Consider the following 24154-nt stretch of genomic DNA (forward strand, 5'->3'; position numbering starts at 1 on the left):
AACCGCTATGCCTGATGCAACCTTTACCGCCGACCTGCGCGGCGTGCACTACGACTTCCTCAAACAACGCGTGCCAAGCTGGTTCCTGGAGGGCACGACCCAGCGCCAGGAAGAGCTGGGCCAGCACGAGATGGACATTCCTTCCTGGTACCTGGCCACGACTCACCAGGACAAAACCGCCCTGGCCGCGCAGCACACACGTTTTCGCGAAACCCTCAATTCAATCGAAGCGCATCTCGGCCAGATCGACGACATCCTCGCGTTCGCCGAGCAGCCGCTCAAGGACGCACTCAAAAAGCAGTTCAACCTGGAGCTGGATGTACGCAATGTGTTCTTCGTGCGCAAATATGCCTACAAAGGTGCTCGCGATGATTTTTATGGCGCCTTCGTGTTTGACCAGCAAAACGATCCCTCCCTGACCTACACCTACCGAGGTATCTCCCTGCTGGAAGCGGCCCTGGCCAATTTCGAGGCCGATGAAGAACAGCCAGCGCCGTGCAACGATTGCCAACTCATTACCCGCTGGAACCCCGACAACCCCGATATCATCGCGACATTCGCCGCCGTCAGCGCCCACGCCGTGGCGATCAAGCCCCATGAGTTTGCCAAGCTGTGCCGCTCCCTGGACCTCGGCGCCCAGTATCAAAAGCACATCAAGGCGGTGGTCGAACCCGACGCCGCCCAGGAGCGCGAGGCGCTGGAGCAAGTGCTTGAGGAGCATCAACGCCAGCAACTGGCGCTGAGCATCGAGATTGCCCGGTTGCAGTTAAACGGCGCGTTGAGTGCCGATGCCTACCAGATGCTCAAACAGGTGGTAGCCGGTTCCGGCACGCCGAAGCTTGCGGGTAAGCCGGTTACCTATGCCGCCCTCAAGGTACTGGACAGCGTGCTGGTGGGGCCGCTGCTGATCGGGCCAGACCGTGCACATTCGGACCGTACCGAGCGCCTGGTGGTGTACATACCCGGCGACCCGCAACAGCCGGTCAAGGAGTACGCCTCCAGTGGAGAGTTCATGGTCGACCTGCGCATGCGCTTGCACAGCGCGTCGTATCGACGCTTTTTCAGCCGCTTTGTGCCGGTGCGCGAGCAAGGCGGATTTTTCGCTCGTTTCAACCGGCTGTACCAGCCCGCCGACAATGGCAACGGCGGGGCGGATTATCCGCTGCGTACGCCGTTGGTGCATTTGCCCATGGACGAGTTCCTCCTCTGCGGTGATCTCTGGCGGCGCAGTCGCCAGGCGCATATCCGCAAGATCTTGAGTGATGCGCGGGCCGTGGCCGTACCCACCGAGGACGAGGACCGCAAGGCGCGGCTGGAGCGCCTGGAAAGTTTTTTCGATGCCGCTGTCAGCGTGTTCAACCTGGCGGCCTTCGTGGTGCCAGGGTTGGGGCCGATCATGCTGGCCGTGGGCGCGTCGCAGATGTGCTACGAGGTGTTTGAAGGGATAGAAGCCTATGGGCAAGGCGAGCCACGGCAAATGTGGGCGCATTTTGCGTCGGTGGCGTTGAACGTGGCGTTTATTGCCACCGGCGCCAAGGTGTTGCCCGCGGTCAAATGGCAAAGCGCGGTAGACCACCTCAAGCCTGTGACGATGCCGTCCGGCAAGCAGGTGCTGTGGAACCCTGACCTGGCGCCCTACGCGTCGCCGGTCAAACCGGTGCCCGAGGCCAAGGCCAACGCGCTGGGCCTGTATGACCACGACGGTCAACAGTTGCTGGCATTCGAGGATGCGCATTATCAGGTCAGGCAAGACCCTCACACCGGCGATTACCGCATTCAGCACCCGACGCGCCGCGACGCTTATGCGCCGGAGCTGGAGCACAACCACAACGGCGTTTGGACCCACGAGCTGGAAGAACCGCTGACCTGGGACGAATCAACCCTGCTCAAGCGCTTGGGGCTTGCCGAACAGGCCGACCCGCTGCGTATCAGCGGCGTCGACACCGACGTGTTGCGCCAGGCCGCGGTCCATCACGAGCCACTGCCGTTGCTGCTGGAAGACACGCTCAAACGCTTCCAATTGCACCAACAGCTCACCACCTTTGCCGAGCAGATAAAAAGCAGCGACCCATTGGTGTACTCGAAAGCCGAACCGGCGCTGCAATTTGACCTGCTTCAGCGCCGTGGCCTGCTGCCCGACAACGTGGCGCTGAAAGTTATCGGCCCTCAGGACGAGGTGCTCTGGGAGGCGGTCGATGCACCGGCGTCGGCCAGCAAGCGCGTCATGGTGGTGACCGAAAGCGCCATGGCCCAGGGCCGTTTGCTCCGGGAGTTGCTGTACACCTTGCAGGGTGTCGACCCGCTGCTCAAAGAGTTTCCAGGTAGCCCCGAGGAGTCGCTGGAGGTGCGCGCCGGCAAGCTGCGCCATTATCTTGGCGATGCCGTTGACACGCTCAAGGGGCCGTTGCTGGAACAACGCTACCAAGCGCTGAACCCTACGTCCGATGCCGATGTACAGCGTTTGCTGGATACCTATCCGGCCTTGCCCAAAGCGGTCGCCGAGCGTGTGTTGCAAGGGGCGACGACAGATCAGCTGCAGGCCTTTCGCAGCACGCGCCGTTTGCCCGAGCCCCTGGCCACGCAAGCCCGATGGTGTGCCCAGGAAACCCGGGTGGCCCGTGCCTACGAAGGGTTGCACCTGGACACCCAGACGCAGCTCGACAGCCAGCGCCTGGCCTTGCGCACCCTGGAAACCCTGCCGGGCTGGCACCGCGGCTCGCGCATCGAGCTGCGTCAGTATTCGGCTGAAGGCACGGTGCTGGATGCCATCGGCTCGCCTGACTTTCCGCATAAACGCACGCTGGTATGGCTGGAAAGCGGCGACTTCCAGGCCTCCATGCCCGGCGATTTTTACAGCGCTATCTGGGAACAATTGGCGCTCGATGAACGCCAGCGCCTGGGTCTGAGCAGTGCCGCTGAACTGAAGCAGACGATTCAACGCAGCCCGTTACCGCGTGAGCCGTTGCGCACGGTGCTGGAGGAGAACCCGTTGCGCAAGCCTGACTATGACCCGATGGCCAGGCTGCTGGGCGGCGCGCCTGGGGTGCGCCAGTTGTTAAGGACGGCAGGGAATGTGCTTCGCTCCCCGGCGGAACGGGTACGGCGGTTGTTTCCAACCTTCAGCGACGAACAGGTCACAGCGTTCATTGAGTCGCTGGGCACAGACGTGCGGGGCGAGTTGGCCAGCCGTGAGTTGGAGTACCGCACCCTGGAAAAAACCTTGAAGGTGTGGGCGCAAGCAAAGGGGCCGCGGGCCTTGGCCCCTTACAGCGAGGAGTGGCGTGTGAGCGAAGAGATCAAACGCTGCTGGCGCCGTGAGACCGGGAGCCAACTGCACATTCGCCTGCCCAGGGACAGCCTCTATTGGGTGGATTTGCCCGCCGTAAAAGGGGGCTTCGACCATGTCCGGGAGTTGGTGTTGTCGAATGTCAAATGGAGTGGGCATTCCAGTGCGTTGTTTCTCGAAAACTTTACCGAGTTGAACAGCCTGAGCATCACGGGGGCCGAAATGACCGAGCTGCCTGCGGTGATTGGCGACATGAAGCAGCTCACGTCGTTGAAGCTGCACGCCAACGGCTTGCAGTTGGCCGAACGCAGCGCGGGACTGTTAAGCGATCTCAATGCGCTACAAGTGCTCGACCTGTCGAGTAACCCATTGGGGGTGACGCCAGACTTCAGTGGCATGCCCCATTTAAGAGAGCTGAATCTATTCTGGACGCGAATCGAGCGGTGGCCGTCGGGGTTGAGAGAGCAGGCCGGGCTGGAGCGCCTCGACCTGCGTGAAAACCGTCTGCAACAGGTACCGCAGGACAACCTGGTGCCGCCCGCGGATCAATTGGAAACCGTGGCACGGATCAACAATGTCACCTTGCTTGAGGATAATCCCTTCCCGCCCGATTACTGGAAAACCTTCGATAAGTACTGGCAGGACCTGGCCCAGTCTCGACCCGACCTGTTGCAAGGGGCGCTGGAGGGCGCTTTCGACAGTAAAAACCCGCGCATCGAGAAGGTGGTGTACATGTACCCCGAGTACTCCGTGCAGAAGGCCAGGGCGCTTATCTGGTCCTGGGGTGACGGGGCCGAGGCGCAGTTGAACCGCCTCTGGCAAGAGCATTCTGTGCTGCTCCGGCAGTTGAACGGATGGCTGTTTTCAGGCGGTGGTGAGCGTCAGCGCTATGTGCGTGTCGGCGAGCGTGCCAATGACGCAGGGTCTTTGCGTGACCGCAACCATGCCTGGGAGCGTATCTTGCGCTGCTGGAGGCAAGAAACACCGCAACAGCTCACCAATGATGGCGAACCTTTCGGCCTTGAGTTGAACCTCAGTGATTTGAACCTGCCGAGCCTGCCTGACCTGGATGCGGATTTCAGCCATGTGGGTTCGCTCAAACTGAGCAATATGAACCTTCGCACCTCGCCGGAAGGGTTCCTCGCGCGTTTTCGCGGCGTGCGCTGGCTCGACTTGTCGAACAACCAGTTGCGTGAGTTACCGCCGGCGGTTGGGCAGATGCATGGCTTGACCCGCTTGTCCCTGCAAAACAACCGGATCCGCCTGACTGCCGATTCGGCGGCGATACTCTCGTCACGCATCACGCTCAAGGCTCTGGTGCTCAATTCAAACCCTCTGAGCAGGGCACCGGACTTCAGCCAAATGACCAATCTGCACTCTTTGGGCATGGGGGCCACCGGCCTCGATACGTGGCCTACCGGGTTGGACGAGCTCCCCCTGTTGGACATGGTGTACCTGCGAGGCAACAATATTTCCACCTTGCCCGATGCGCTGGTCGCACCGTCGGATGAGCAACTTGGACAGACACTGCGGGTCACCCGGGTAACCGACCTGGGCCTGAACCCGCTGTCCGCCGATACGCGTCAACGCATCAACGCCTACGGCGACCGGCTCACCGCCGCAGAGCGAGCAGCCAATCGATTGGTTGCCAGCGTGACGAGTGCGGTGGATGGCCCGGTGGAGCTGCATGGCGCGGATGCGCCGTTTCGGCGCTGGTCCACAGGTTTTTCCACTGAGCAATTGGCGCAGCGCCGGCTCCAGTGGTCCACCCTGCGTGCGTTACCTGGTTCGGACGGCTTCTTTGAAGTGCTCCGGGACCTGGAAATAGCGCCCGCTGGTCTTGAGGACTTGCAGCGCCGCATCTGGGAGGTGATCGATGGCATCACGCAAAACAGCAATGAGTCCGAGCAGTTGCGCAAGGAGATGTTCGAGTGGGCGGGGCGGGCGGCCTGCTGTGACCGGGCGGCATTGACCTTCAGCAACCTGGAGATCCTGCTGATGACCCACAACGCCAAGGCGCTTGCTTTGGACTCGACCCAGGGTGCGGCCCTGCTGAAGCTGTCCAAGGGGCTGTTCCGTCTCGATGAGCTGGAAAAGATCGCCCTGGAGGATATCGACCAGCGCAGAGCCGCGATCAACGCACGCGAGGGCTTGACCCCCGCCCAACGTGAGAGCGCCTTGAGGGCCGTGGAAGAGGTGGAGGTGCGCATGGCGTATCGCCATGGGCTCAAGGATCGCCTTGAATTGCCCGGCCAACCACAGCACGCCCGGTTTGCCCATTTCGGCAATGTGACCCAGGCGATGCTCGATGCGGCCTACCAACGGGTGCTAAGCCTGGATAACTCCGCTCAGGAGTTGCAAGCCATGCTCGCCAGAGACTTCTGGAAAGACTATGTGGCGAATAAATACCGCGCGCGGTTTGAAGCACAGAACGAACCCCATCACGATCAAATGGAAGCCTTGCAGCGCGATTTCGAGGCCGGGACACTGCCTCGGGCCAGCTACGACACCAAGGTCAAGGCATTGCAGGCGCAGTTCGAGATCGAAGAAGCGCAATTGATCGAACGCTTGAGCCGCGATGAAGTGGCGCAGGCGCTGGTTCCGACGGCAAGCCTTGAAGTTTTGGTAGAAAGCGCCGGCCCCGGGCTGCAACTGTCCCAGGCGCAAGCCATCGACTTCCATGGCAAGCGCTACTTCGTGGCGAGCATGCCCGATGCGGGCGATGGCGAGCACTACGTGTTATGGGTACAAACGGCGGATAACCCCTTGCGTTTGACCAGCAGCGCAATCGTCGCCAAGCCTGATCTCAACGGCGTGTGGCGACGTAGAGGCCTGGCGGGCGGAATGGTGCAGCCGGGGGCCGGCGATGAGTTTGTCGATGCTTCGGAATCCATGCCGGTGAAGCCCTATACCACGGCCGAACTCAGTTACATGCGTCGGGAAGTGCACTTTACGGCCAACCCTAATCCGGTCGGCAGTTACATCCGCGCCAACAATGGCAAGTACCCCCTCAGGGATTACCAGGGCAGGCCGATCCGTATCCGCTCCCTGGAAAGGCAAGTGACCTTGGACTCCGGCACCCAATACACCTCCGCGCAGGTCAAACCCTACATTCAGTTTGAAGGGTATGAACACGTCGGCGCACGCTATGAAGCGCAACTGCAACTGCGCACATTCACGGCGCAGGATGTGAAAGTGCCGGGCGAAAAGGCGTTGATCGGCCAGTCCATGGTGGTGGCCAACCGGCGTATTGCCAAAGGGGAAATCGTCGGTGTATACGGCGGTACCGTATTGCCGTCGGGTATCTTCGGCGAGGGTGGCCAGACCTACACCATGAAGGTGGGCAGCCAGAGTGTTGCCCAGGGCAATAGTCTGGTGGAGGTGCCGATCCATTTGTCGGGGGACAATATTCTGTCGCGGATAAACACCCACTTTGAGTACGACGACAACGGCAAGCCGCTGCGCCAGGCGCCAGGTGGCTATAACGTCGAGACGGTGGGGTTTGATGTCGAGGCCGATATGTGGCTGGGCGTGGGGCCAGGGGCGCAGGTAAAGCGCAAACCCTTCATCCTCAACGCTCTTTTCGCCACAGAAGCTATCGCCGCGGGCACCGAACTGCGCATGGACTACCAGTACACCGAGGGGATGATAAAAAAGCAGTTCGCCTGATCCTACCCGCATCGGTAATCGGTCCGTCGTCGTAAATAGCGCTATCCCATCTTGAAAGGCGGCGTTTTGCCCCAATCTTGTGGGCATATCCAGGCGGTACACAGCCATTGCATGACGTCTGTGTGCCGCCGCTTAACTTATGACGCGCCCTGCATCAATTCCCAGGCTGCCAGCCATGGCGTGCCGTGTGGCGGGCTGCGCGATATCGATAACGGATGGTGATGCCCCCATGGATTTCAAAGACTACTACAAGATTCTCGGTGTCGAGCCGACGGCGGATGACAAGGAGATCAAGTCGGCTTATCGCAAGCTGGCGCGTAAATATCACCCGGACGTCAGCAAGGAAAAAGATGCCGAAGCCAAGTTCAAGGATGCGTCCGAGGCCTATGAAGCGCTGAAAAGCGCCGACAAGCGCGCCGAATACGACGAATTGCGCAAATACGGCCAGCATGGCCAGCCGTTTCAGGGCCCGCCGGGCTGGCAGAGCCGTGGCGGCTTTGGTGGTGGCCAGGACGCGGGCGACTTTTCGGACTTTTTCAGTTCGATCTTCGGTTCGCGCGGCGATGCCTTCGGTGGCGGCCAGCGCCGTCCTACCGGGCGCAAGGGCCAGGATGTGGAGATGCAGCTCACGGTTTCTCTGGAGGAAACCCTGTCCACCGAGTCCAAGCAGATCAGCTTCCAGGTGCCGCAGTACGATGCCTCCGGTCGGCATGTGAGCAACACTACCAAAAGCCTGAACGTGAAGATCCCGGCCGGTGTGGCCGATGGCGAGCGCATTCGCCTCAAGGCCCAGGGCGCGCCGGGCATTGGCGGCGGCGCCAATGGGGATTTGTACCTGATCATCAAGTTTGCGCCCCACCCCAAGTTCGAGGTGGACGGCGAAAACCTGATCATCAACCTGCCGCTGGCACCCTGGGAGTTGGCGCTGGGCACGGAAGTGGCCGTGCCGACCCTCACCGGCAAGATCAACCTCAAGGTGCCTGCCGGCAGCCAGAACGGCCAGCGCATGCGTGCCAAGGGCCATGGCTTGCTGAACAAGGCCGGGCAACGCGGCTACTTGTTCATCCAGCTCAAGGCCGTCATGCCCAAGGCGGCGGATGATGAGGTCAAGGCATTGTGGGAGGCCCTGGCGCAAAAGGCTGCTTTCAATCCGCGCGAGCAGTTCTGAGCGGGTCATTGATTTAGTTAGCGCCAGCCGCAAAAACGCCGTGCCTAGGATGACAACCTCTTCCAAGAAAAAGGTTGTCATCCCATGCCGGACTTTCAGGTCACCGACCCCGCCACTCCGCTTCCCGGTGAGCAGGGTCAACATTACGAACTGATCAAGCAGGCGATCCCCGCTTGCCTGGTCAACAGTTCGCCCTCCCGCCGCAAGGCCCTCAAAGATACGCCGCCGGCCATTCCCCGCTGGTATGGCGCTGCTTCCCAAGCCTGCAAAGATCGGCTCAAGGTGCTGCTGGATGCCCGTTGCGATTCGCTTAACGAACTGGAGAAAACCTTCAGCCACATACGCTCGGAGCAAGCGTTTGCCCAACCGTTGCTGGAAGCCAAGCTAAAGGCTATCGGCCATGAGCTGGACGTCAATCAAACCTGGTTGCGCCTGTATGTACCGGTCGAAGATGCCTTTGGCGTAAAGACCGGTGGCTTCAGGGTCAAAACGTTCTCGCTGCTGCACGCTGCCCTCGGCAATTTCGAGCAACGCGAGACTCGAGAGGGCTATTTCGACAGTGCCTCAGGTTTCATCACCCAACCGGACGTGCGCGATCATTTCGAGCGCCACACCACGACCCTGAAGATTCATGCGTTCACTCAACTGTGCCGAGACCTGGACCTGGGCAAGCAGTACCAGGCTCACCTCAAGGCGCAATTGAAACCTGACGACGCCAAATCCCAAGCCGAACTGCGCGAACGTTATGTCCGGCATCAGAAAGCCGCCTTCAAGGCGGCGGCGTACCTGGCGTTGCTCAAAGGCGACATTGGCGACAGCGACCACGCGCTGCTGATGCGGGTGGCGGCCGGGGAAAAATACATCCGCAGCGACGGCAAGCCAATCGGCTATCGCAGCCTGAGCCTGATGAACCTGCATGTGCATGATTGCCTGGTCATCGACACTTGCGCCAAGCCTGGCTACACCTGCTGGGTCATCGTCTATATTCCCGATGACCCCGACCATCCCATCAAGCGTTATGAAAGCTTCAATGACTTTCGCAATGATTTGACCGAGCGCCTGAGCGCGAAAACCACCCAGCAAGCTGACCGCTCTCAAGGCTGGAAGGCTACGCCGAACCAGCATTTTTTTGCCCGGTTCGTTGCCGACAAAGACCGCGCGTACTACTACAAACGACTGACCGAACTGGTGCTGGACGCACCTCCCCAGCCGTTTGGCGCACAGGCCTTGCGATCGGAGTGGGGTCGCTTGCTCACTTCTCCGTCCTTCTCCACGCCTTCAACGCTGGGGGAGCCCCAACCCCGGGTGCGCGTCCCTGTCAGCGCCCCTGAGTTCAACATCCGCGCTCACACCCTCGTTGACCTTTGGCAAGTCCCGGACCTGTGGACTTATCGCCTGGGCAGCCTGCGTACCCGCCTGTTCGAGAATGCGCGGCATCGTGCGGTGAGCACCGCCGATGTCGATGAGGCCTCGCGCTCACTGCGCGCCGCGCATTACATGAGCATTGGCCTGTTCGGCCTGAACCTGGTGGCCATGGCGGTACCGCCGCTGGGCGTAGTGATGGCCGTGGCGATGGCCGGGCAACTACTTTACGAAGTCATCGACGGTGTTATCGAGCTGAGCGAAGGCGACCGCGAAGAGGGCTGGGCGCACATTACCGATGTGGTGGAAAACCTGGCGGCGCTGGCGGTACAGGCAGCCGTGGTGCACTTCACCGTGTTGCCGTTTATCGAGCAGCTCAAGGCCGTTACCCTGCCCAGTGGCAAGACTCGGCTCTGGAAACCCGACTTGTCGGCCTATGAGCACACCGCGTCCCTCCCTTCAGTGGCGGCGGATGAGCAAGGCCTGCACCGGCACAACGGCCAGACCGTGCTGCCATTGGAGGGTAAACGCTATGCCGTGCAACAAGACCCGCTGACCGAGCAATATCGCATCCTGCACCCCACACGTGCCGAGGCCTATCAACCGATATTGAAGAGCAACGGCACTGGCCTCTGGAACCATGAAGTGGAGCGACCGCACACTTGGGAAGGCGCCACGTTGATGCGACGGTTGGGGGCCGTGACGGACGGCTTCAGCGATCTCGAGTTGGAGCAGGCACGCAGCGTGGCGGATGTGAGTGAGGCGGTGCTGCGCCGCGTGCACGCGGAGGGCGAACCGGTACCGGCGATTTTGCTCGACACCCTGCGCCAGTTCAGGGCGTATCGCGATGCGGTGAACGTCGCCGAGGGCATTCGCCTGGGCGCGCTCAGCAGCGAGCTGTGCAGTTATGCCGCATCCCTGGCGGTGGAGTTGCCGGGGTGGCCGGCGAGCAAGGCGATCGAGGCATTTTCCGGCACCGAGTTGAGCGGGCCGTCGATCAAGTACGGCAATCGTCAGGCAACGGCGGCGGACACCGTGCATATCCACCGTGGCCAATTGATGGGCGGCCAGTTGCCCCGGCGCATTATCGAAGCGCTCAGCGAACCTCAGCGCGATGCCCTGGTGGGCAGTTACACCCCCCGCACGCTCGAGGCTCGAACCAAGGTCCTGCAATTGATGCTGGAACAGCGGGCCGAGGCAGTGCGCGAACGCTTGATGAAGAGTATTTACGTCGAGCAGCAACCACCGTCCGACACCGCGATCATGTTGATCCAGCGCGACTTTAGCGGTGTGCCGACGATCCTGGCGCGCGAAGTGCTGGCCGACGCAACGCCGACCGAACGCGACACCCTGAACAGCGCCAAGCGCATCCCGCTGCGCCTCGCTCAGAAGGCGCGCCGGGCGCAGCAGCAAATGCGCCTGACCCACGCACATGAGGGCTTGTACCTTGATGCGTTGGCTGGACCGGACACCGAAACCCTGGCCCTCCACACCCTGCCGGCGCTTCCCGGCTGGTCGGACAATTTGCGCCTGGAGGTGCGCGAGGGCCGGTTTGAAGGCCCATTGCGTGCCAGTTTTGGCCCTCAGGAGGCGAGCAATCGCAAGGTCCTGGCACGCATGGAGGATGGGCGTTATCAAGCCTTTGATGAGCGCGGTCAGCATCTGCATGGGCTCAATGGTTTCTATGGCGCCTTGCAGCACGCATTGACCGATGTCCATCGCAACGCGATTGGCCTGCCCCACGTCGGCCAGGGTGAGCAATTGAAGGGGTTGATCAAGCAGCATGCATTAGGCAGGGCACCGTTGCGCAAAGCCTTGGGCATGTCGCCGGAAAAGCTGCCGTTTTTTCAACCGCCGAGCGTGTTGCCAGGTGAGCGTCGCGGCTATCCATTGAGTGGGCGCGGTGGCACTGAGTGGGAAAAAATCACGCGCGAGCGGATCCGCAGCCTGTACCCGGAAATCACCCGGGACGAAATGCTCGCCCTGATCAATGAGCGCGGAGCATTGGATCTGAGCTGGCTGCGTGCGTTGGAGCAAGAGTACAAAACCCTGCATTCCACGTTGCATCAATGGCTGAGCGTACAGCCCCAGGGCATGGAGGCGTTCGGTGAACAGCACCGTAGGATACTGAGGGCCAGACGCAAGATTTTTACCACGCTGGATGACGCCTGGAGACGGGTTGGCCCACGGCACTATGATCGAAGCGGACGCCTTTTGGGGCAGAAAATCGAATGGTTGGAAGAGGACCTGGCGCAGCAGTTGCGAACCTTGCCCGCACTGACTGCAAACTTTGACCATGTCAGCTACTTGGGCATTGTGGGAACCGAAGGCTTGCAGCTGACGGATGCCGATGTGCAGCCACTGCTCGCCAACTTTCGCGGTCTGCGTCGATTAGGGATCGAGGCTGCTCAACTGACAAGCGTGCCATCAGCCATCGAACAGATGCCGCATTTGCAGCGGTTGCATTTGGGCGGCAACGATATTGTCCTGACGCCTGAAGACGTCCTGCGCTTGAAAGATCGGGTGCATCTCAAGGAGTTGTTTTTGGAGATGAACCCACTTAGCTTGCCACCCGATGTCGGCCGCATGCCGCGCTTACAGACCTTGCTGCTCAATGACACAAGCCTGGAGGAGTGGCCTGCCAGTGTGTTCCGTGTGCCGAGGCCGGAAAATTTCATTCTGGATATGCGGCAGAACCCGATAGCGCGGATTCCCGAGTTCGCGCCGGGCTCGGATAAGGCACTGATTGTGGCGAAAACGTTCCTCACCCGTGAAGAGCTGACGCCTGAGCTGCTTGCTCAATTCAAGCGGTACATCGAGGCCGCTGGCCGCGATCCGTATCGCCAGTTGCCGAAAAGGGGCGCGCTCGACAGCGAGCAGTGGAAAACCGGTTATTCGGCGCAGGAATGGCCCTCCAGGCAAGTGTTATGGGACAGGCTGGAAGAGTCGTTTGGCTCTGAGGGTTTTTTCAATCTTCTTCGTGCCGTCAGGCGTTCGGGGGATGGGACAGCCGCTAGCGGTGTGTGGTTGCCCGAGCTGACAGCGAAGGTCTGGCGCATGCTCGAGGCGATGGGCGAGGACGTCGAGTTGCGCGAGCAACTGTTCCTGATGGCCAGGGACCCCGCAGCCTGTGTGGACGCCGGAGCCCAGATGTTCAATGCAATGGGCGTTGCCGTGCTGCATTGGTCGGCGTACTTCAGCGAGGATGTGGCCTCCGTGCGCAAGGCTGTCTTCAACCTGGCCAGGGGCAAGTGGCGGCTCGATGAGTTAGGCCGTATCGCCCATGAGCGCGTGTCCCAATTGCAGGCCGACGGTGTCAAGTTTCCGGAGTACGACGCGCAAGGCGCACGCGTCGATCATTACGATGCCCACGGCAATGTGATCGCCGATATCGATGAAGTCGAGATCTACCTGGCGTACACAACGCCACTGGCAACCCGCCTCGACCTGCCCTGGCAATCCCGGAGCATGATGTTCCGCGAGGATTATGTGACGGCGCCCATGGTCGAGGCGGCATTCAACCGCGTACAGCTACTGGACCAAGGCGAGTTGCTGCGTGGCAACCTGCTGGAGCAACCGATGTGGACCGACTTTCTGCAGCGAGCTCATCCAGCGGACTACGCACCGATTGCCGCAAAGTTCGATGCACTGATTGACTATCAGGCCGCGCAGGAACAATGGGCTGGCGCTGCCCACCTCCCCGAGAGGGCGCGGCAGGCCCTGCGTCGAACCATCAGCCAGGCGGCCCGGCGCCTGGGCCGACCGGCTTCGGAAAGTGAACCGGGGCAACTGATGCCCCAGCAAGACTACGACGACACCTTTGGCCGCATCAATGCTGAGCTGATCACCTTGAACCAGACACTGACCGATCAAGCGATCAGCGCCATCCACTAGAACAGGAAGTACCGCTGGGCCATCGGCAGTACTTCAGCCGGTTCGCACCACAGCAATTGACCGTCGGCCTTGACCTGATAAGTCTGTGGATCAACCTCGATATCCGGCAGGTAGTCGTTGTGGATCAGGTCGGTTTTCTGCACATCGCGGCAACCCTTGACCACTGCGATTTGCTTCTTCAGGCCCAGGGCCTCGGGCAGCCCGGCCGCCTGCGCGGCCTGGCTGATAAAGGTCAGGCTGGTGGCGTGCAGCGAGCTGCCGAAGCTGGCGAACATGGGGCGGTAATGCACCGGCTGCGGCGTCGGGATCGAGGCGTTGGCGTCGCCCATCAGGCTCGAAGCAATGGCGCCGCCCTTGAGGATCAGCGTGGGCTTGATGCCGAAGAACGCCGGGCGCCATAGCACCAGGTCGGCCCATTTGCCAATTTCGATGGAGCCGACGATATGGCTGATGCCGTGGGTGATCGCCGGGTTGATGGTGTACTTGGCGATGTAGCGTTTGGCGCGGAAGTTATCGTTGCCGGGGCCGTCACCGGGCAGGGCCCCACGCTGTTTTTTCATCTTGTCGGCGGTCTGCCAGGTGCGTGTGATCACCTCACCGACGCGGCCCATGGCCTGGCTGTCGGAGCTGATCATCGAGAACGCGCCGAGGTCGTGCAGGATGTCTTCGGCGGCGATGGTTTCGCGGCGGATGCGGCTTTCGGCGAAGGCCACGTCTTCGGCAATGCTCGGGTCCAGGTGGTGACACACCATCAACATGTCCAGGTGTTCGTCGATGGTGTTACGCGTGAACGGCCGCGTCGGGTTGGTGGAACTGGGCAGCACATTGGGGAAACCGCAGGCCTTGATGATGTCCGGCGCATGCCCGCCACCGGCACCTTCGGTGTGGTACGTGTGGATGGTGCGGCCCTTGAGCGCGGCGAGGGTGGTTTCGACAAAACCCGACTCGTTGAGGGTGTCGCTGTGGATCGCCACCTGCACGTCGTAGGCATCGGCGACGCTCAGGCAGTTGTCGATGCTCGCCGGCGTGGTGCCCCAGTCTTCGTGCAGCTTCAAGCCGATAGCACCGGCCTTGACCTGCTCGATCAGCGGCTCGGGCAAACTGGCGTTGCCCTTGCCGGTAAAGCCAATGTTCATCGGGAACGAATCGCTGGCCTGCAGCATCCGCGCAAGGTGCCACGGGCCGGAGGTGCAGGTGGTGGCATTGGTGCCGGTGGCCGGCCCCGTGCCGCCGCCGATCATGGTGGTGACGCCGCTGGTCAGGGCCTCTTCGATCTGCTGTGGGCAAATGAAATGCACGTGGGAGTCGATGCCGCCGGCGGTGAGGATCATGCCTTCCCCGGCGATCACTTCGGTGCTGGCGCCGATGGCCATGGTCACGCCGGGCTGGATGTCCGGGTTGCCGGCTTTGCCAATCGCGTGGATGCGGCCATTCTTCAAGCCGACGTCGGCCTTGACGATGCCCCAGTGGTCGATGATCAATGCGTTGGTGATCAGCGTGTCGACCACTTCATGGGCGAGCAACTGGCTCTGGCCCTGGCCGTCGCGGATCACCTTGCCGCCGCCGAATTTGACCTCTTCGCCGTAGACGGTGAAGTCCTGTTCCACTTCGACGAACAGTTCGGTGTCGGCCAGGCGCACCTTGTCACCGACGGTGGGGCCGTACATGTCGGCGTAGGCTTGGCGGGTGATTTTCATGTGTGTGCCCTGAACAATAGGTGTTGAATATGAAATCGCTATCGCAGGCAAGCCAGCTCCCACAGGGGATTGCATTCCAACTGTGGGAGCTGGCTTGCCTGCGATGAGGCCCTAAAGGTCGCCCATGACCCGCCCTGCAAACCCAAATACCCGCCTTGCACCACTCAACTCCACCAACTCCACCTCCCGACGCTGCCCCGGCTCAAACCGCACCGCCGTGCCCGCCGGAATATTAAGGCGCATGCCACGGCTGGCCGCTCGGTCGAATTCCAGCGCGTCATTGGTCTCGAAAAAATGGTAATGCGAGCCTACCTGGATCGGCCGGTCGCCGCTGTTGGCCACGCCGAGGATGAGGGTGCGGCGGCCGACATTCAGTTCGATCTCGCCAGGCTGGATCTGATATTCACCAGGAATCATGCAGGTTGCCCCAGGGTCTTGAAGTAGATGGCGGTAGGGCTGTAGCGCCCGTCCGGGCTTTGGCAATAGTCGGGCAGCTCACCGATCTTGGTGTAGCGCAGCGACTGGTAAAAGGCTTCGGCGCCGGAGCCGGCCTCGGTGTCCAGGTACAGCAGGCCACGCTTGTGCTGGCGCGCGGCGAGTTCCAGGGTATTCATCAATTGCTGGCCCAGGCCATGGCGACGGGCGCTGCTGTGCACCAGCAACTTTTGCACCTCGGCGCGGTTCAGGCCATTGGCTTTCTGGCACAACGCCAATTGCACGCTGGCGATCACCTGCTCGTCGCGCACCACCACCCACAGCAGCAGGCTGGTGTCCTCGACGCCGGCTTGCACGCCGGTCAGGTAGTCCCGGGCCTGGGCCTCATCGAAGTCGGCCATGAAGCCCACCGACGCGCCATGCTGCACCGCGTCCAGCAATAGTTCGATCAAGCCCTGGCGGTAATGGGCAAAGCTTTCTGCATTGACTCGACGCAGTTGTGCAGCGCTCATCGATGTCACTCCTTGGGCGGTTGTGCGCCCGGGTTCAAGGTCAGTTGCATAAAGGTGAGGTCGAGCCAGCGGCCGAACTTGATGCCCACTTGCGGCATCTGCCCGGTAATGCTGAAGCCCAGGCGCTCATGCAGGCGGATCGAGGCCAGGTTGCTGCTTTCGATGGCGGCGACCATGACGTGCTTGCCGCCGTTGCGGGCGCGCTCGATCAGGGCCTGCATCAGGCGTGGGCCGAGGCCTTTGCCGCGCTGGTCATTGCGCACGTAAACCGAGTGTTCCACGCTATAGCGGAAGCCCTCGAAAGGGCGCCAGTCGCCGAATGAGGCGTAGCCGGTGACTTCGTCGTTGTCCACAGCGACCAGGATCGGGTACTGCTGCGCCTGGCGTGCACTGAACCAGGCTTGGCGGTTGGCCAGGTCCACCGGCTGCTCGTTCCAGATCGCCGTGGTGTTCAACACCGCGTCGTTGTAGATGGCGCGAATAGCCGGCAGGTCGTGTTCGGTTGCATCACGAATCATGGCCGCACCTCACGCAATGGGCTGGTGGACGGTGACCAGCTTGGTGCCGTCTGGGAAGGTGGCTTCCACCTGGATATCCGGGATCATTTCCGGGATGCCTTCCATCACTTGTTCGCGGCTGAGCAGGGTAGTGCCGTAGTGCATCAGGTCGGCCACGGTGCGGCCATCGCGGGCGCCTTCCATCAGGGCGGCGGAGATATAGGCGATGGTCTCCGGGTAGTTGAGCTTCACCCCGCGCGCCAGGCGCCGCTCGGCGACTAAGCCTGCGGTGAAGATCAGCAGTTTGTCTTTTTCCCGTGGGGTCAGGTCCATGGTTCAGTCCGTCGTAAGGCAATTAAAAGGGCGGGCGCTAACCCCTGTAGGAGCGAGCTTGCTCGCGAAAAACCTGAGGGCGCCGCGTACATTCAGGATGCCCGCGTTATCGTTAACGATCTTCGCGAGCAAGCTCGCTCCTACCGAAGGGCGCATCTTCATGTGCTCCAAATTCGTGGTGCGACTGCTTCTCGCCCCAGCACTGCCGGGCGTAGCAATTTCCATAAATCAATCAACCAACCCCGCGCCAGCAGCGCTTCACTGGCCAGGCAACGCGCCACCAGCAAGCCGGGCAGTTGGGTCAGGTCACCGCGCACCGCGTGGGGCAGTGAGCGGCATTGTTCAAGCAATTGCGCATCGACTTCACCGGTCACCAACAAGGTGGCAAACACCGGTTGCCCATCCAGCCCGATAGGCGAATCCAGCAACCCATCGGCGCCCACAATGCGCTGGCGTTCATGCCAGAGCAACTGGCCGTCGCGGCGAATGTCCAGGTGCGATTGAAAGTGGCCCAGGTCGAACCGTTCGCCACTGGCCGGGCGGCCCAGGGCGACCACATCCCAGTAGAACAACCGCGCATCGCCCAGCAGCTCGATCTGTGTGGTGAGTTCGGCCTGGGCCGCGCTGAACACGATGGTTTCCTGAGGCAGCCATTCCAGGGTCGCGCCGGCTTCCACGGTCAGTTCAAGTTGCTGATACGCCGGGCCGCTGGCGCGGTACCACTTGGCGGCGCCGGGGCTGGTCAGTTGTGCCCAGGCCCCTGTGCCCACATGGGCGCTGATGTCCAGGCGATCGCCACCGGCAATCCCGCCGGGTGGGTGCACGATGATGTGCTGGCACACCTCGGGGCCTTCGGCGTACAGGTGCTTTTGCACCCGTAGCGGGCCCAGGTGGCGGCGCAGTACCGGGCGTGTGGTATCGCCGAAACGCGCGTAGCCGAGTTCCAGCTCGGCGTGCCAGCTGGGGGTGAACAGGGCAGGGGTAACGGGCAGGTTCATGGTGTGTGCTTATCGTTAGGAGGCTACAGATTAGATGGTTACCAGCCCACGCACACCCTCGTTTTCCATATTTTCACCACGGCCCTGCTGCACGATTTCGCCACGGGACATCACCAGGTACTGGTCAGCCAGTTCAGCGGCAAAGTCATAGAATTGCTCCACCAACAGGATCGCCATATCGCCGCGCGCCGCGAGCTTCTTGATCACCGCACCGATTTCCTTGATCACCGACGGCTGGATGCCTTCGGTGGGCTCATCGAGAATCAACAGGCGCGGGCGGCTCGCCAGGGCACGGCCAATCGCCAACTGTTGCTGCTGGCCGCCGGACAAATCGCCGCCACGTCGATGCTTCATTTGCAGCAACACCGGGAACAGTTCGTAGATGAAGGCCGGCACCTCTTTGGCTTCGGAACCGGGGAAACGCGACAGTCCCATCAGCAGGTTTTCTTCCACGGTCAGCCGCCCGAATATCTCCCGGCCCTGAGGCACGTAGGCGATGCCGGCATGTACTCGCTGGTGCGGCTTGAAGCCGGTGATGGCCTTGCCTTCCCAGTTCACCGCGCCTTCCTTGGCCGGCAACAGGCCCATCAGGCACTTGAGCAGGGTGGTCTTGCCCACGCCGTTACGCCCGAGCAGGCAAGTGACTTCGCCGACCTTCACGTCGAAGGACAGCCCACGCAGAATGTGGCTACCGCCGTAATACTGGTGCAGCTTGTCGACTTGCAGCATTCTCAAAACCTCCTCAATGTGATCGTTCCCACGCTCTGCGTGGGAATGCATACCGTGACGCTCTGCGTCACCGTTGCGCAGCGGGACGCGGAGCGTCCAGCGTGGCATTCCCACGCGGAGCGTGGGAACGATCAGCCGTTCGTGTCAGCGTTAGCGGCCGAGGTAAACCTCGATCACCCGCTCGTTTTCCTGCACCTGTTCCAGCGATCCTTCGGCCAGCACGCTGCCCTGGTGCAACACGGTGACGTGGTCGGCAATCGAGCCGACAAAGCCCATGTCGTGCTCCACCACCATCAGCGAGTGCTTGCCGGCCAGGCGTTTGAACAGCTCGGCGGTGAACTCGGTTTCGGCGTCGGTCATGCCTGCCACCGGTTCATCCAGCAGCAACAGTTGCGGGTCTTGCATCAGCAGCATGCCGATTTCCAGGAACTGCTTCTGGCCGTGGGACAGTAAGCCGGCGGGGCGATGCACGGAGGCGGTGAGGCGGATGGTGTCGAGCACTTCCTCGATACGGTCTTTCTGTTCGCCACTCAGGCGCGCCCGCAGGCTGGCCCACACCGACTTGTCGGTCTTCTGCGCCAGCTCCAGGTTTTCGAACACGCTGAGGGCTTCGAACACCGTGGGCTTTTGGAATTTGCGCCCGATACCGGCCTGGGCGATCTGCACTTCGCTCATGCGGGTCAGGTCCAGGGTTTCGCCAAACCAGGCCTTGCCGTGGCTGGGCCGGGTCTTGCCGGTGATCACGTCCATCAGCGTGGTCTTGCCCGCGCCGTTGGGGCCGATGATGCAGCGCAATTCGCCGACGCCGATGTACAGGTTCAGGTCGTTGAGTGCCTTGAAACCGTCAAAGCTGACGCTGATATCTTCCAGGGTCAGAATGGTGCCGTGGCGGGTGTTGAGCCCTTTGCCCGCGACCTGGCCGATGCCAATCGCCTCGCGGCCGCTGCCTGCGTCGAAAATAGGTTCAAGCATGACGTTCCTCATTTCTTCAGCAGGCCGATAACGCCCTTGGGCAGGTACAGGGTGACGATGATGAACAGCGCCCCCAGGAAGAACAGCCAGTACTCGGGGAAGGCCACGGTGAACCAGCTCTTCATGCCATTGACCACACCGGCGCCGAGCAACGGCCCGATCAACGTGCCACGCCCACCCAGCGCTACCCACACGGCGGCTTCGATGGAGTTGGTCGGAGACATTTCGCTGGGGTTGATAATGCCCACCTGCGGCACATACAGCGCACCGGCAAGGCCGCACAACACTGCACTCAACACCCACACGAACAGCTTGAAACCGCGTGGGTCGTAACCGCAGAACATCAGGCGGTTCTCGGCGTCGCGCAGGGCGGTGAGCACACGCCCGAACTTGCTCTTCGCCAGGCGCCAGCCGATGTAGAGGCTGGCCACCAGCAACAGCACCGTGGCGAGAAACAACACCGCTCGCGTGCCCGGTTCAGTGATGCCGAAACCGAGGATGCTGCGGAAGTTGGTAAAGCCGTTGTTGCCGCCGAACCCGGTCTCGTTGCGAAAGAACAACAGCATCCCGGCGAAGGTCAGGGCCTGGGTCATGATCGAGAAATACACGCCCTTGATTCGCGAGCGGAAGGCGAAGAAACCGAACACCAACGCCAGCAAACCAGGGGCCAGTACCACCAGGCACAAGGCCCAGAGGAAGTGGTCGGTGCCGGCCCAGTACCAGGGTAATTCGGTCCAGGACAAAAAGGTCATGAAGGCCGGCAACTCGCTACCTGCCGCCTGGCGCATCAAGTACATGCCCATGGCGTAGCCGCCCAGGGCGAAGAACAAACCGTGGCCCAGGGACAACATCCCGGCGTAACCCCACACCAGGTCCAGCGCCAGGGCGACGATGGCGTAACAGAGAATCTTGCCCACCAGGGTCAAGGTGTAGGCCGACACATGCAGCGGGTTGTCGGCAGACAATAGCGAACACAGGGGCAACGCCAGCAGCAGGAGCAGGATGACTGCACCGACCGCAATCGTGACTTTGGGGCCGGCCTTTTGCGTGGCCGTAAGCATCAATGGCTGGTTCATCAGTCGATCACCCGTCCTTTCAGTGCAAAGAGTCCTTGCGGGCGTTTCTGGATAAACAGAATGATCAGCGCGAGGATCAGGATCTTGCCGAGCACGGCACCGATCTGGGGTTCGAGAATTTTGTTGGCGATCCCTAAGCCAAAGGCGGCCATGACACTGCCGGCCAACTGGCCGACGCCGCCGAGCACCACCACCAGGAACGAGTCGATAATGTAGCTCTGGCCCAGGTCCGGGCCGACGTTGCCGATCTGGCTCAGCGCCACGCCGCCCAAACCTGCGATACCGGAGCCGAGGCCAAAGGCGAGCATGTCCACGCGCCCGGTGGGCACGCCGCAGCAGGCGGCCATGTTGCGGTTCTGGGTGACGGCGCGCACGTTCAGACCCAGGCGCGTCTTGTTCAACAGCAGCCAGGTGAGCACCACCACGAACAGTGCGAAGGCGATGATCACGATGCGGTTGTACGGCAGCACCAGGTTGGGCAGTACCTGGATGCCGCCGGACAGCCAGGCCGGGTTCGACACTTCGACGTTCTGCGCGCCGAACACCAGGCGCACCAGCTGGATCAGCATCAGGCTGATGCCCCAGGTGGCGAGCAAGGTTTCCAGCGGACGGCCATACAGGTGGCGAATCACCGTACGCTCCAGTGCCATGCCGATGGCCGCGGTGACAAAGAACGCCACCGGCAACGCGATCAAGGGGTAGAACTCGATGGCCTGGGGCACATAGCGCTGCATCATCAACTGCACCACATAGGTGGAGTAGGCGCCGAGCATCAGCATCTCGCCATGGGCCATGTTGATCACGCCGAGCAGGCCGAAGGTGATCGCCAGGCCCAGGGCCGCCAGCAGCAGAATCGAGCCCAGGGACATGCCGCTGAACGCCTGGCCGAGGATTTCACCCATCATCAGTTTGCGTTTGACCTGGGCCAGGCTGGTTTCAGCGGCGGTGTGCACGGCGGCGTCGGCTTCCACGCCAGGTGCCAGCAGAGCTTCAAGGCGCGTGCGGGCCAGCGGGTCGCCGGTGCTGCCGAGCAAGCGCACGGCCGCCAGGCGCACTACCGGGTCGGGATCGACCAGTTGCAGGTTGGCCAGGGCCAGGCTCAGGGCGCTGTGTACTTGCTCATCCGTTTCGGCGGCGACTTGCTGGTCGAGAAATTTGAGTTGTGCAGGCACCGCGCTTTTTTGCAGGGTGCGCGCTGCCTCCAGGCGCACCTTGGGGTCGGCGGCGAGCAGTTGCTGGCTGGCTTGCACGTTATTGATCAAGCCGCGCAGGCGGTTGTTCAGGCGCACGGTCTTGGTTTCGCCGTTGAGCGTGAGTTGGCCTTGCTCAAGGGCATCCACCAACTCGATACGCGTTGGATCGGGGTGGGCGGCCCAGTCCTGCAGGAGTTTGGCTTGCTGCACCGGGTTGGCGTTAAGGAAGTCTTCGGCGTCGCTGGCGCGTGCGCCCAAGGGCAGCAACAGCAGCACGGCGAGGATGAGGCGGTGGAGGGCAGTGGGCATACAAAAATGTCCTGATTATGCGCGGTCAAACTGTGGGAGCGGGCTTGCTCGCGAATGCGGTGTGTCAGTCAGCACATTTGTCACTGATTTACCGCATTCGCGAGCAAGCCCGCTCCCACATTTGATCTGTGTTGGGCTTTAGTTGCTCTTCACCGCATAGTCCGGCTTTTTGTCATTGCCCGGAATGTAAGGGCTCCATGGCTGTGCACGAATCGGCGCCTCGGTCTGCCACACCACCGAGAACTGCCCGTCGGCCTGGATCTCACCGATCATCACCGGCTTGTGCAGGTGGTGGTTGGTCTTGTCCATGGTCAGGGTGAAGCCCGACGGTGCAGCGAAGGTCTGGCCGCCCAGGGCTTCACGCACTTTGTCGACGTCCGTGGACTTGGCTTTTTCCGCCGCCTGCGCCCACATATGGATGCCCACATAGGTGGCTTCCATCGGGTCGTTGGTCACGGCTTTGTCGGCGCCCGGCAGGTTGTGTTTCTTGGCGTAGGCTTTCCAGTCGGCCACGAACTTCTGGTTCACCGGGTTCTCCACCGACTGGAAGTAGTTCCAGGCCGCGAGGTTGCCCACCAGCGGCTTGGTGTCGATGCCACGCAGTTCTTCTTCACCCACCGAGAACGCCACTACTGGGACATCGGTGGCTTTCAAGCCCTGGTTGGCCAGTTCTTTGTAGAACGGCACGTTGGAGTCGCCATTGACGGTGGAGACCACCGCGGTCTTGCCACCGGCGGAGAACTTCTTGATGTTGGCGACGATGGTCTGGTAATCGGCGTGGCCGAACGGGGTGTAGACCTCTTCGATGTCTTTGTCCGCCACGCCTTTGGAATGCAGGAACGAACGCAGAATCTTGTTGGTGGTACGCGGGTACACGTAGTCGGTGCCGAGCAGGAAGAAACGCTTGGCGCTGCCGCCTTCTTCGCTCATCAAATATTCCACCGCCGGGATCGCCTGCTGGTTCGGCGCCGCACCGGTATAGAACACGTTCGGCGACATCTCTTCGCCTTCGTACTGCACCGGGTAGAACAGCAAGCCGTTGAGTTCTTCAAACACCGGCAACACCGATTTACGCGACACCGAGGTCCAGCAGCCGAACACCACGGCGACTTTGTCCTGGGTCAGCAACTGCCGGCCTTTTTCCGCGAACAGCGGCCAGTTGGACGCTGGGTCCACCACCACCGGTTCGAGCATCTTGCCGTTCACCCCGCCTTTGGCGTTGATCTCGTCAATGGTCATCAGCGCCATGTCTTTGAGCGAGGTTTCGGAGATCGCCATGGTCCCGGACAACGAGTGCAGGATGCCGACCTTGATGGTCTCGGCGGCCTGGACGGTCCAGGTCAAACCCATGGCGGCAATGGATGCCGACAAAGTGAAAGCCTTGATCAAGCTGCGACGCTTCATGGTGCGATCTCCGTAAACCATTAGTTGTTATGGGGCAGATACACAGCGCTTTGCAAAGGCTGTGCCTGCGACCCGTCGCAGCGGTTTCAACGAGGATTCAGGGCCGGGCAGCGGCGGTTGCGCACCAGCTTGGCGCTGTAAGCGCGGACGCAGGCGTGACGCGCCTCAAAAAAGGGCGCCGGGAGCAATATGCAGCGCAAGCTCGGCGCGCGGGTATTCCAGGATGATCACTTCTTCCGACTATCCAGGTGTTTTCATGGACGATTCCTTTGCGCGTGACAAGCGTGCGACACTGCCTCGCGGCCAGGCCAAACTGGGGCAGCTCAGCCCCGCCTTTATCAGCACTGACGATGCCGCGCGTTATATTCACGAGCAAATCGGTAACCAGCGTGACGTGGAGTACGCCAGTGTCATTTTGCGGCGCCTGAGCGATAACCTGTACGTTGCCAGCGAACCGCGCGCGGGCAAGCCCACCACGTTCGACTGGAACCTGTTGCTGGACCGTGAACATGCCGCCGGCGATTTCGTGAACCCCGAGGGCTACCAGATTGTGGCGAGCCTGCATTCCCACCCCAGTTCACTGGACTTTGTAAAACGTACTTACCCCAAGTGAACGCTGC

15 protein-coding genes and 1 pseudogene are annotated in these 24154 nt (G+C 61.5%); 4 read left to right on the top strand and 12 right to left on the bottom strand.

Annotated elements, in window-relative coordinates; genetic code table 11:
* Positions 1-7 precede the first annotated feature (7 nt).
* The 3 genes from ODQ19_RS09285 (at position 8) to ODQ19_RS09295 (ending at position 13379) form a co-directional block, all read left to right on the top strand.
* Positions 8-6955 (top strand): NEL-type E3 ubiquitin ligase domain-containing protein, encoded by a 6948-nt coding sequence (locus tag ODQ19_RS09285; protein WP_330209857.1) that lies wholly within the window; start codon positions 8-10, stop codon positions 6953-6955.
* A 229-nt stretch (positions 6956-7184) separates the two neighbouring features.
* On the top strand, positions 7185-8123 hold the full coding sequence (locus tag ODQ19_RS09290; protein WP_116666804.1) for a DnaJ C-terminal domain-containing protein: 939 nt from the start codon (positions 7185-7187) through the stop codon (positions 8121-8123).
* Between the two features lie 84 nt (positions 8124-8207).
* Entirely contained in the window at positions 8208-13379 is a 5172-nt protein-coding gene (locus ODQ19_RS09295; protein ID WP_330209858.1) for a dermonecrotic toxin domain-containing protein, read from the top strand.
* On the opposite strand, the gene ureC is transcribed toward ODQ19_RS09295, so the two are convergent.
* From ureC to urtA, 12 genes and pseudogenes are all read right to left on the bottom strand, one after another.
* Positions 13376-15076, bottom strand: coding sequence for an urease subunit alpha (gene ureC / locus ODQ19_RS09300; RefSeq protein ID WP_330209859.1), 1701 nt, complete (start codon positions 15074-15076; stop codon positions 13376-13378). The two genes, ODQ19_RS09295 and ureC, sit on opposite strands and share 4 nt — an antisense overlap.
* A 111-nt stretch (positions 15077-15187) precedes the next feature.
* Positions 15188-15493 carry an urease subunit beta gene (locus ODQ19_RS09305; RefSeq protein ID WP_054896379.1) on the bottom strand — a complete coding sequence of 102 codons (306 nt, stop codon included), beginning with the start codon at positions 15491-15493 and terminating at the stop codon, positions 15188-15190.
* A complete protein-coding gene (locus tag ODQ19_RS09310; RefSeq protein ID WP_330209860.1) occupies positions 15490-16023 on the bottom strand; it encodes a GNAT family N-acetyltransferase in 534 nt (177 codons plus the stop codon). Before ODQ19_RS09310 ends, ODQ19_RS09305 begins: the two co-directional genes overlap by 4 nt.
* A gap of 5 nt (positions 16024-16028) precedes the next feature.
* The gene (locus tag ODQ19_RS09315; protein WP_330209861.1) at positions 16029-16541 is read right to left on the bottom strand and encodes a GNAT family N-acetyltransferase; all 513 of its coding nucleotides are present in this window, start codon (positions 16539-16541) and stop codon (positions 16029-16031) included.
* 9 nt (positions 16542-16550) lie between these two features.
* Positions 16551-16853 (bottom strand): urease subunit gamma, encoded by a 303-nt coding sequence (gene ureA / locus ODQ19_RS09320; RefSeq protein ID WP_003171437.1) that lies wholly within the window; start codon positions 16851-16853, stop codon positions 16551-16553.
* Between the two features lie 45 nt (positions 16854-16898).
* Positions 16899-17009: pseudogene (locus ODQ19_RS09325) on the bottom strand (outer membrane lipoprotein carrier protein LolA); the annotation flags it as partial.
* A 2-nt stretch (positions 17010-17011) separates the two neighbouring features.
* Positions 17012-17851, bottom strand: coding sequence for an urease accessory protein UreD (locus ODQ19_RS09330; RefSeq protein WP_330209862.1), 840 nt, complete (start codon positions 17849-17851; stop codon positions 17012-17014).
* 30 nt (positions 17852-17881) lie between these two features.
* Positions 17882-18580 (bottom strand): urea ABC transporter ATP-binding subunit UrtE, encoded by a 699-nt coding sequence (urtE, locus tag ODQ19_RS09335; RefSeq protein WP_116666810.1) that lies wholly within the window; start codon positions 18578-18580, stop codon positions 17882-17884.
* Positions 18581-18730: 150 nt separating this feature from the next.
* Positions 18731-19564, bottom strand: a complete 834-nt coding sequence (gene urtD / locus ODQ19_RS09340) for an urea ABC transporter ATP-binding protein UrtD (protein ID WP_330209863.1) — start codon at positions 19562-19564, stop codon at positions 18731-18733.
* Complete coding sequence (gene urtC / locus ODQ19_RS09345) at positions 19561-20628, bottom strand: urea ABC transporter permease subunit UrtC (protein WP_116666813.1); 1068 nt, start codon at positions 20626-20628, stop codon at positions 19561-19563. The genes urtD and urtC overlap by 4 nt, the downstream gene beginning before the upstream one ends.
* Complete coding sequence (urtB, locus tag ODQ19_RS09350) at positions 20628-22130, bottom strand: urea ABC transporter permease subunit UrtB (RefSeq protein ID WP_330209864.1); 1503 nt, start codon at positions 22128-22130, stop codon at positions 20628-20630. Before urtB ends, urtC begins: the two co-directional genes overlap by 1 nt.
* A 138-nt stretch (positions 22131-22268) precedes the next feature.
* A complete protein-coding gene (gene urtA, locus ODQ19_RS09355; protein WP_096143994.1) occupies positions 22269-23534 on the bottom strand; it encodes an urea ABC transporter substrate-binding protein in 1266 nt (421 codons plus the stop codon).
* 256 nt (positions 23535-23790) lie between these two features.
* Between urtA and ODQ19_RS09360 the strand changes: the two genes are divergently transcribed.
* Complete coding sequence (locus tag ODQ19_RS09360; protein ID WP_330209865.1) at positions 23791-24147, top strand: hypothetical protein; 357 nt, start codon at positions 23791-23793, stop codon at positions 24145-24147.
* Positions 24148-24154: the final 7 nt, after the last annotated feature.

Source organism: Pseudomonas sp. AM4(2022), assembly GCF_036346515.1.
Lineage (GTDB): Bacteria > Pseudomonadota > Gammaproteobacteria > Pseudomonadales > Pseudomonadaceae > Aquipseudomonas > Aquipseudomonas paracarnis.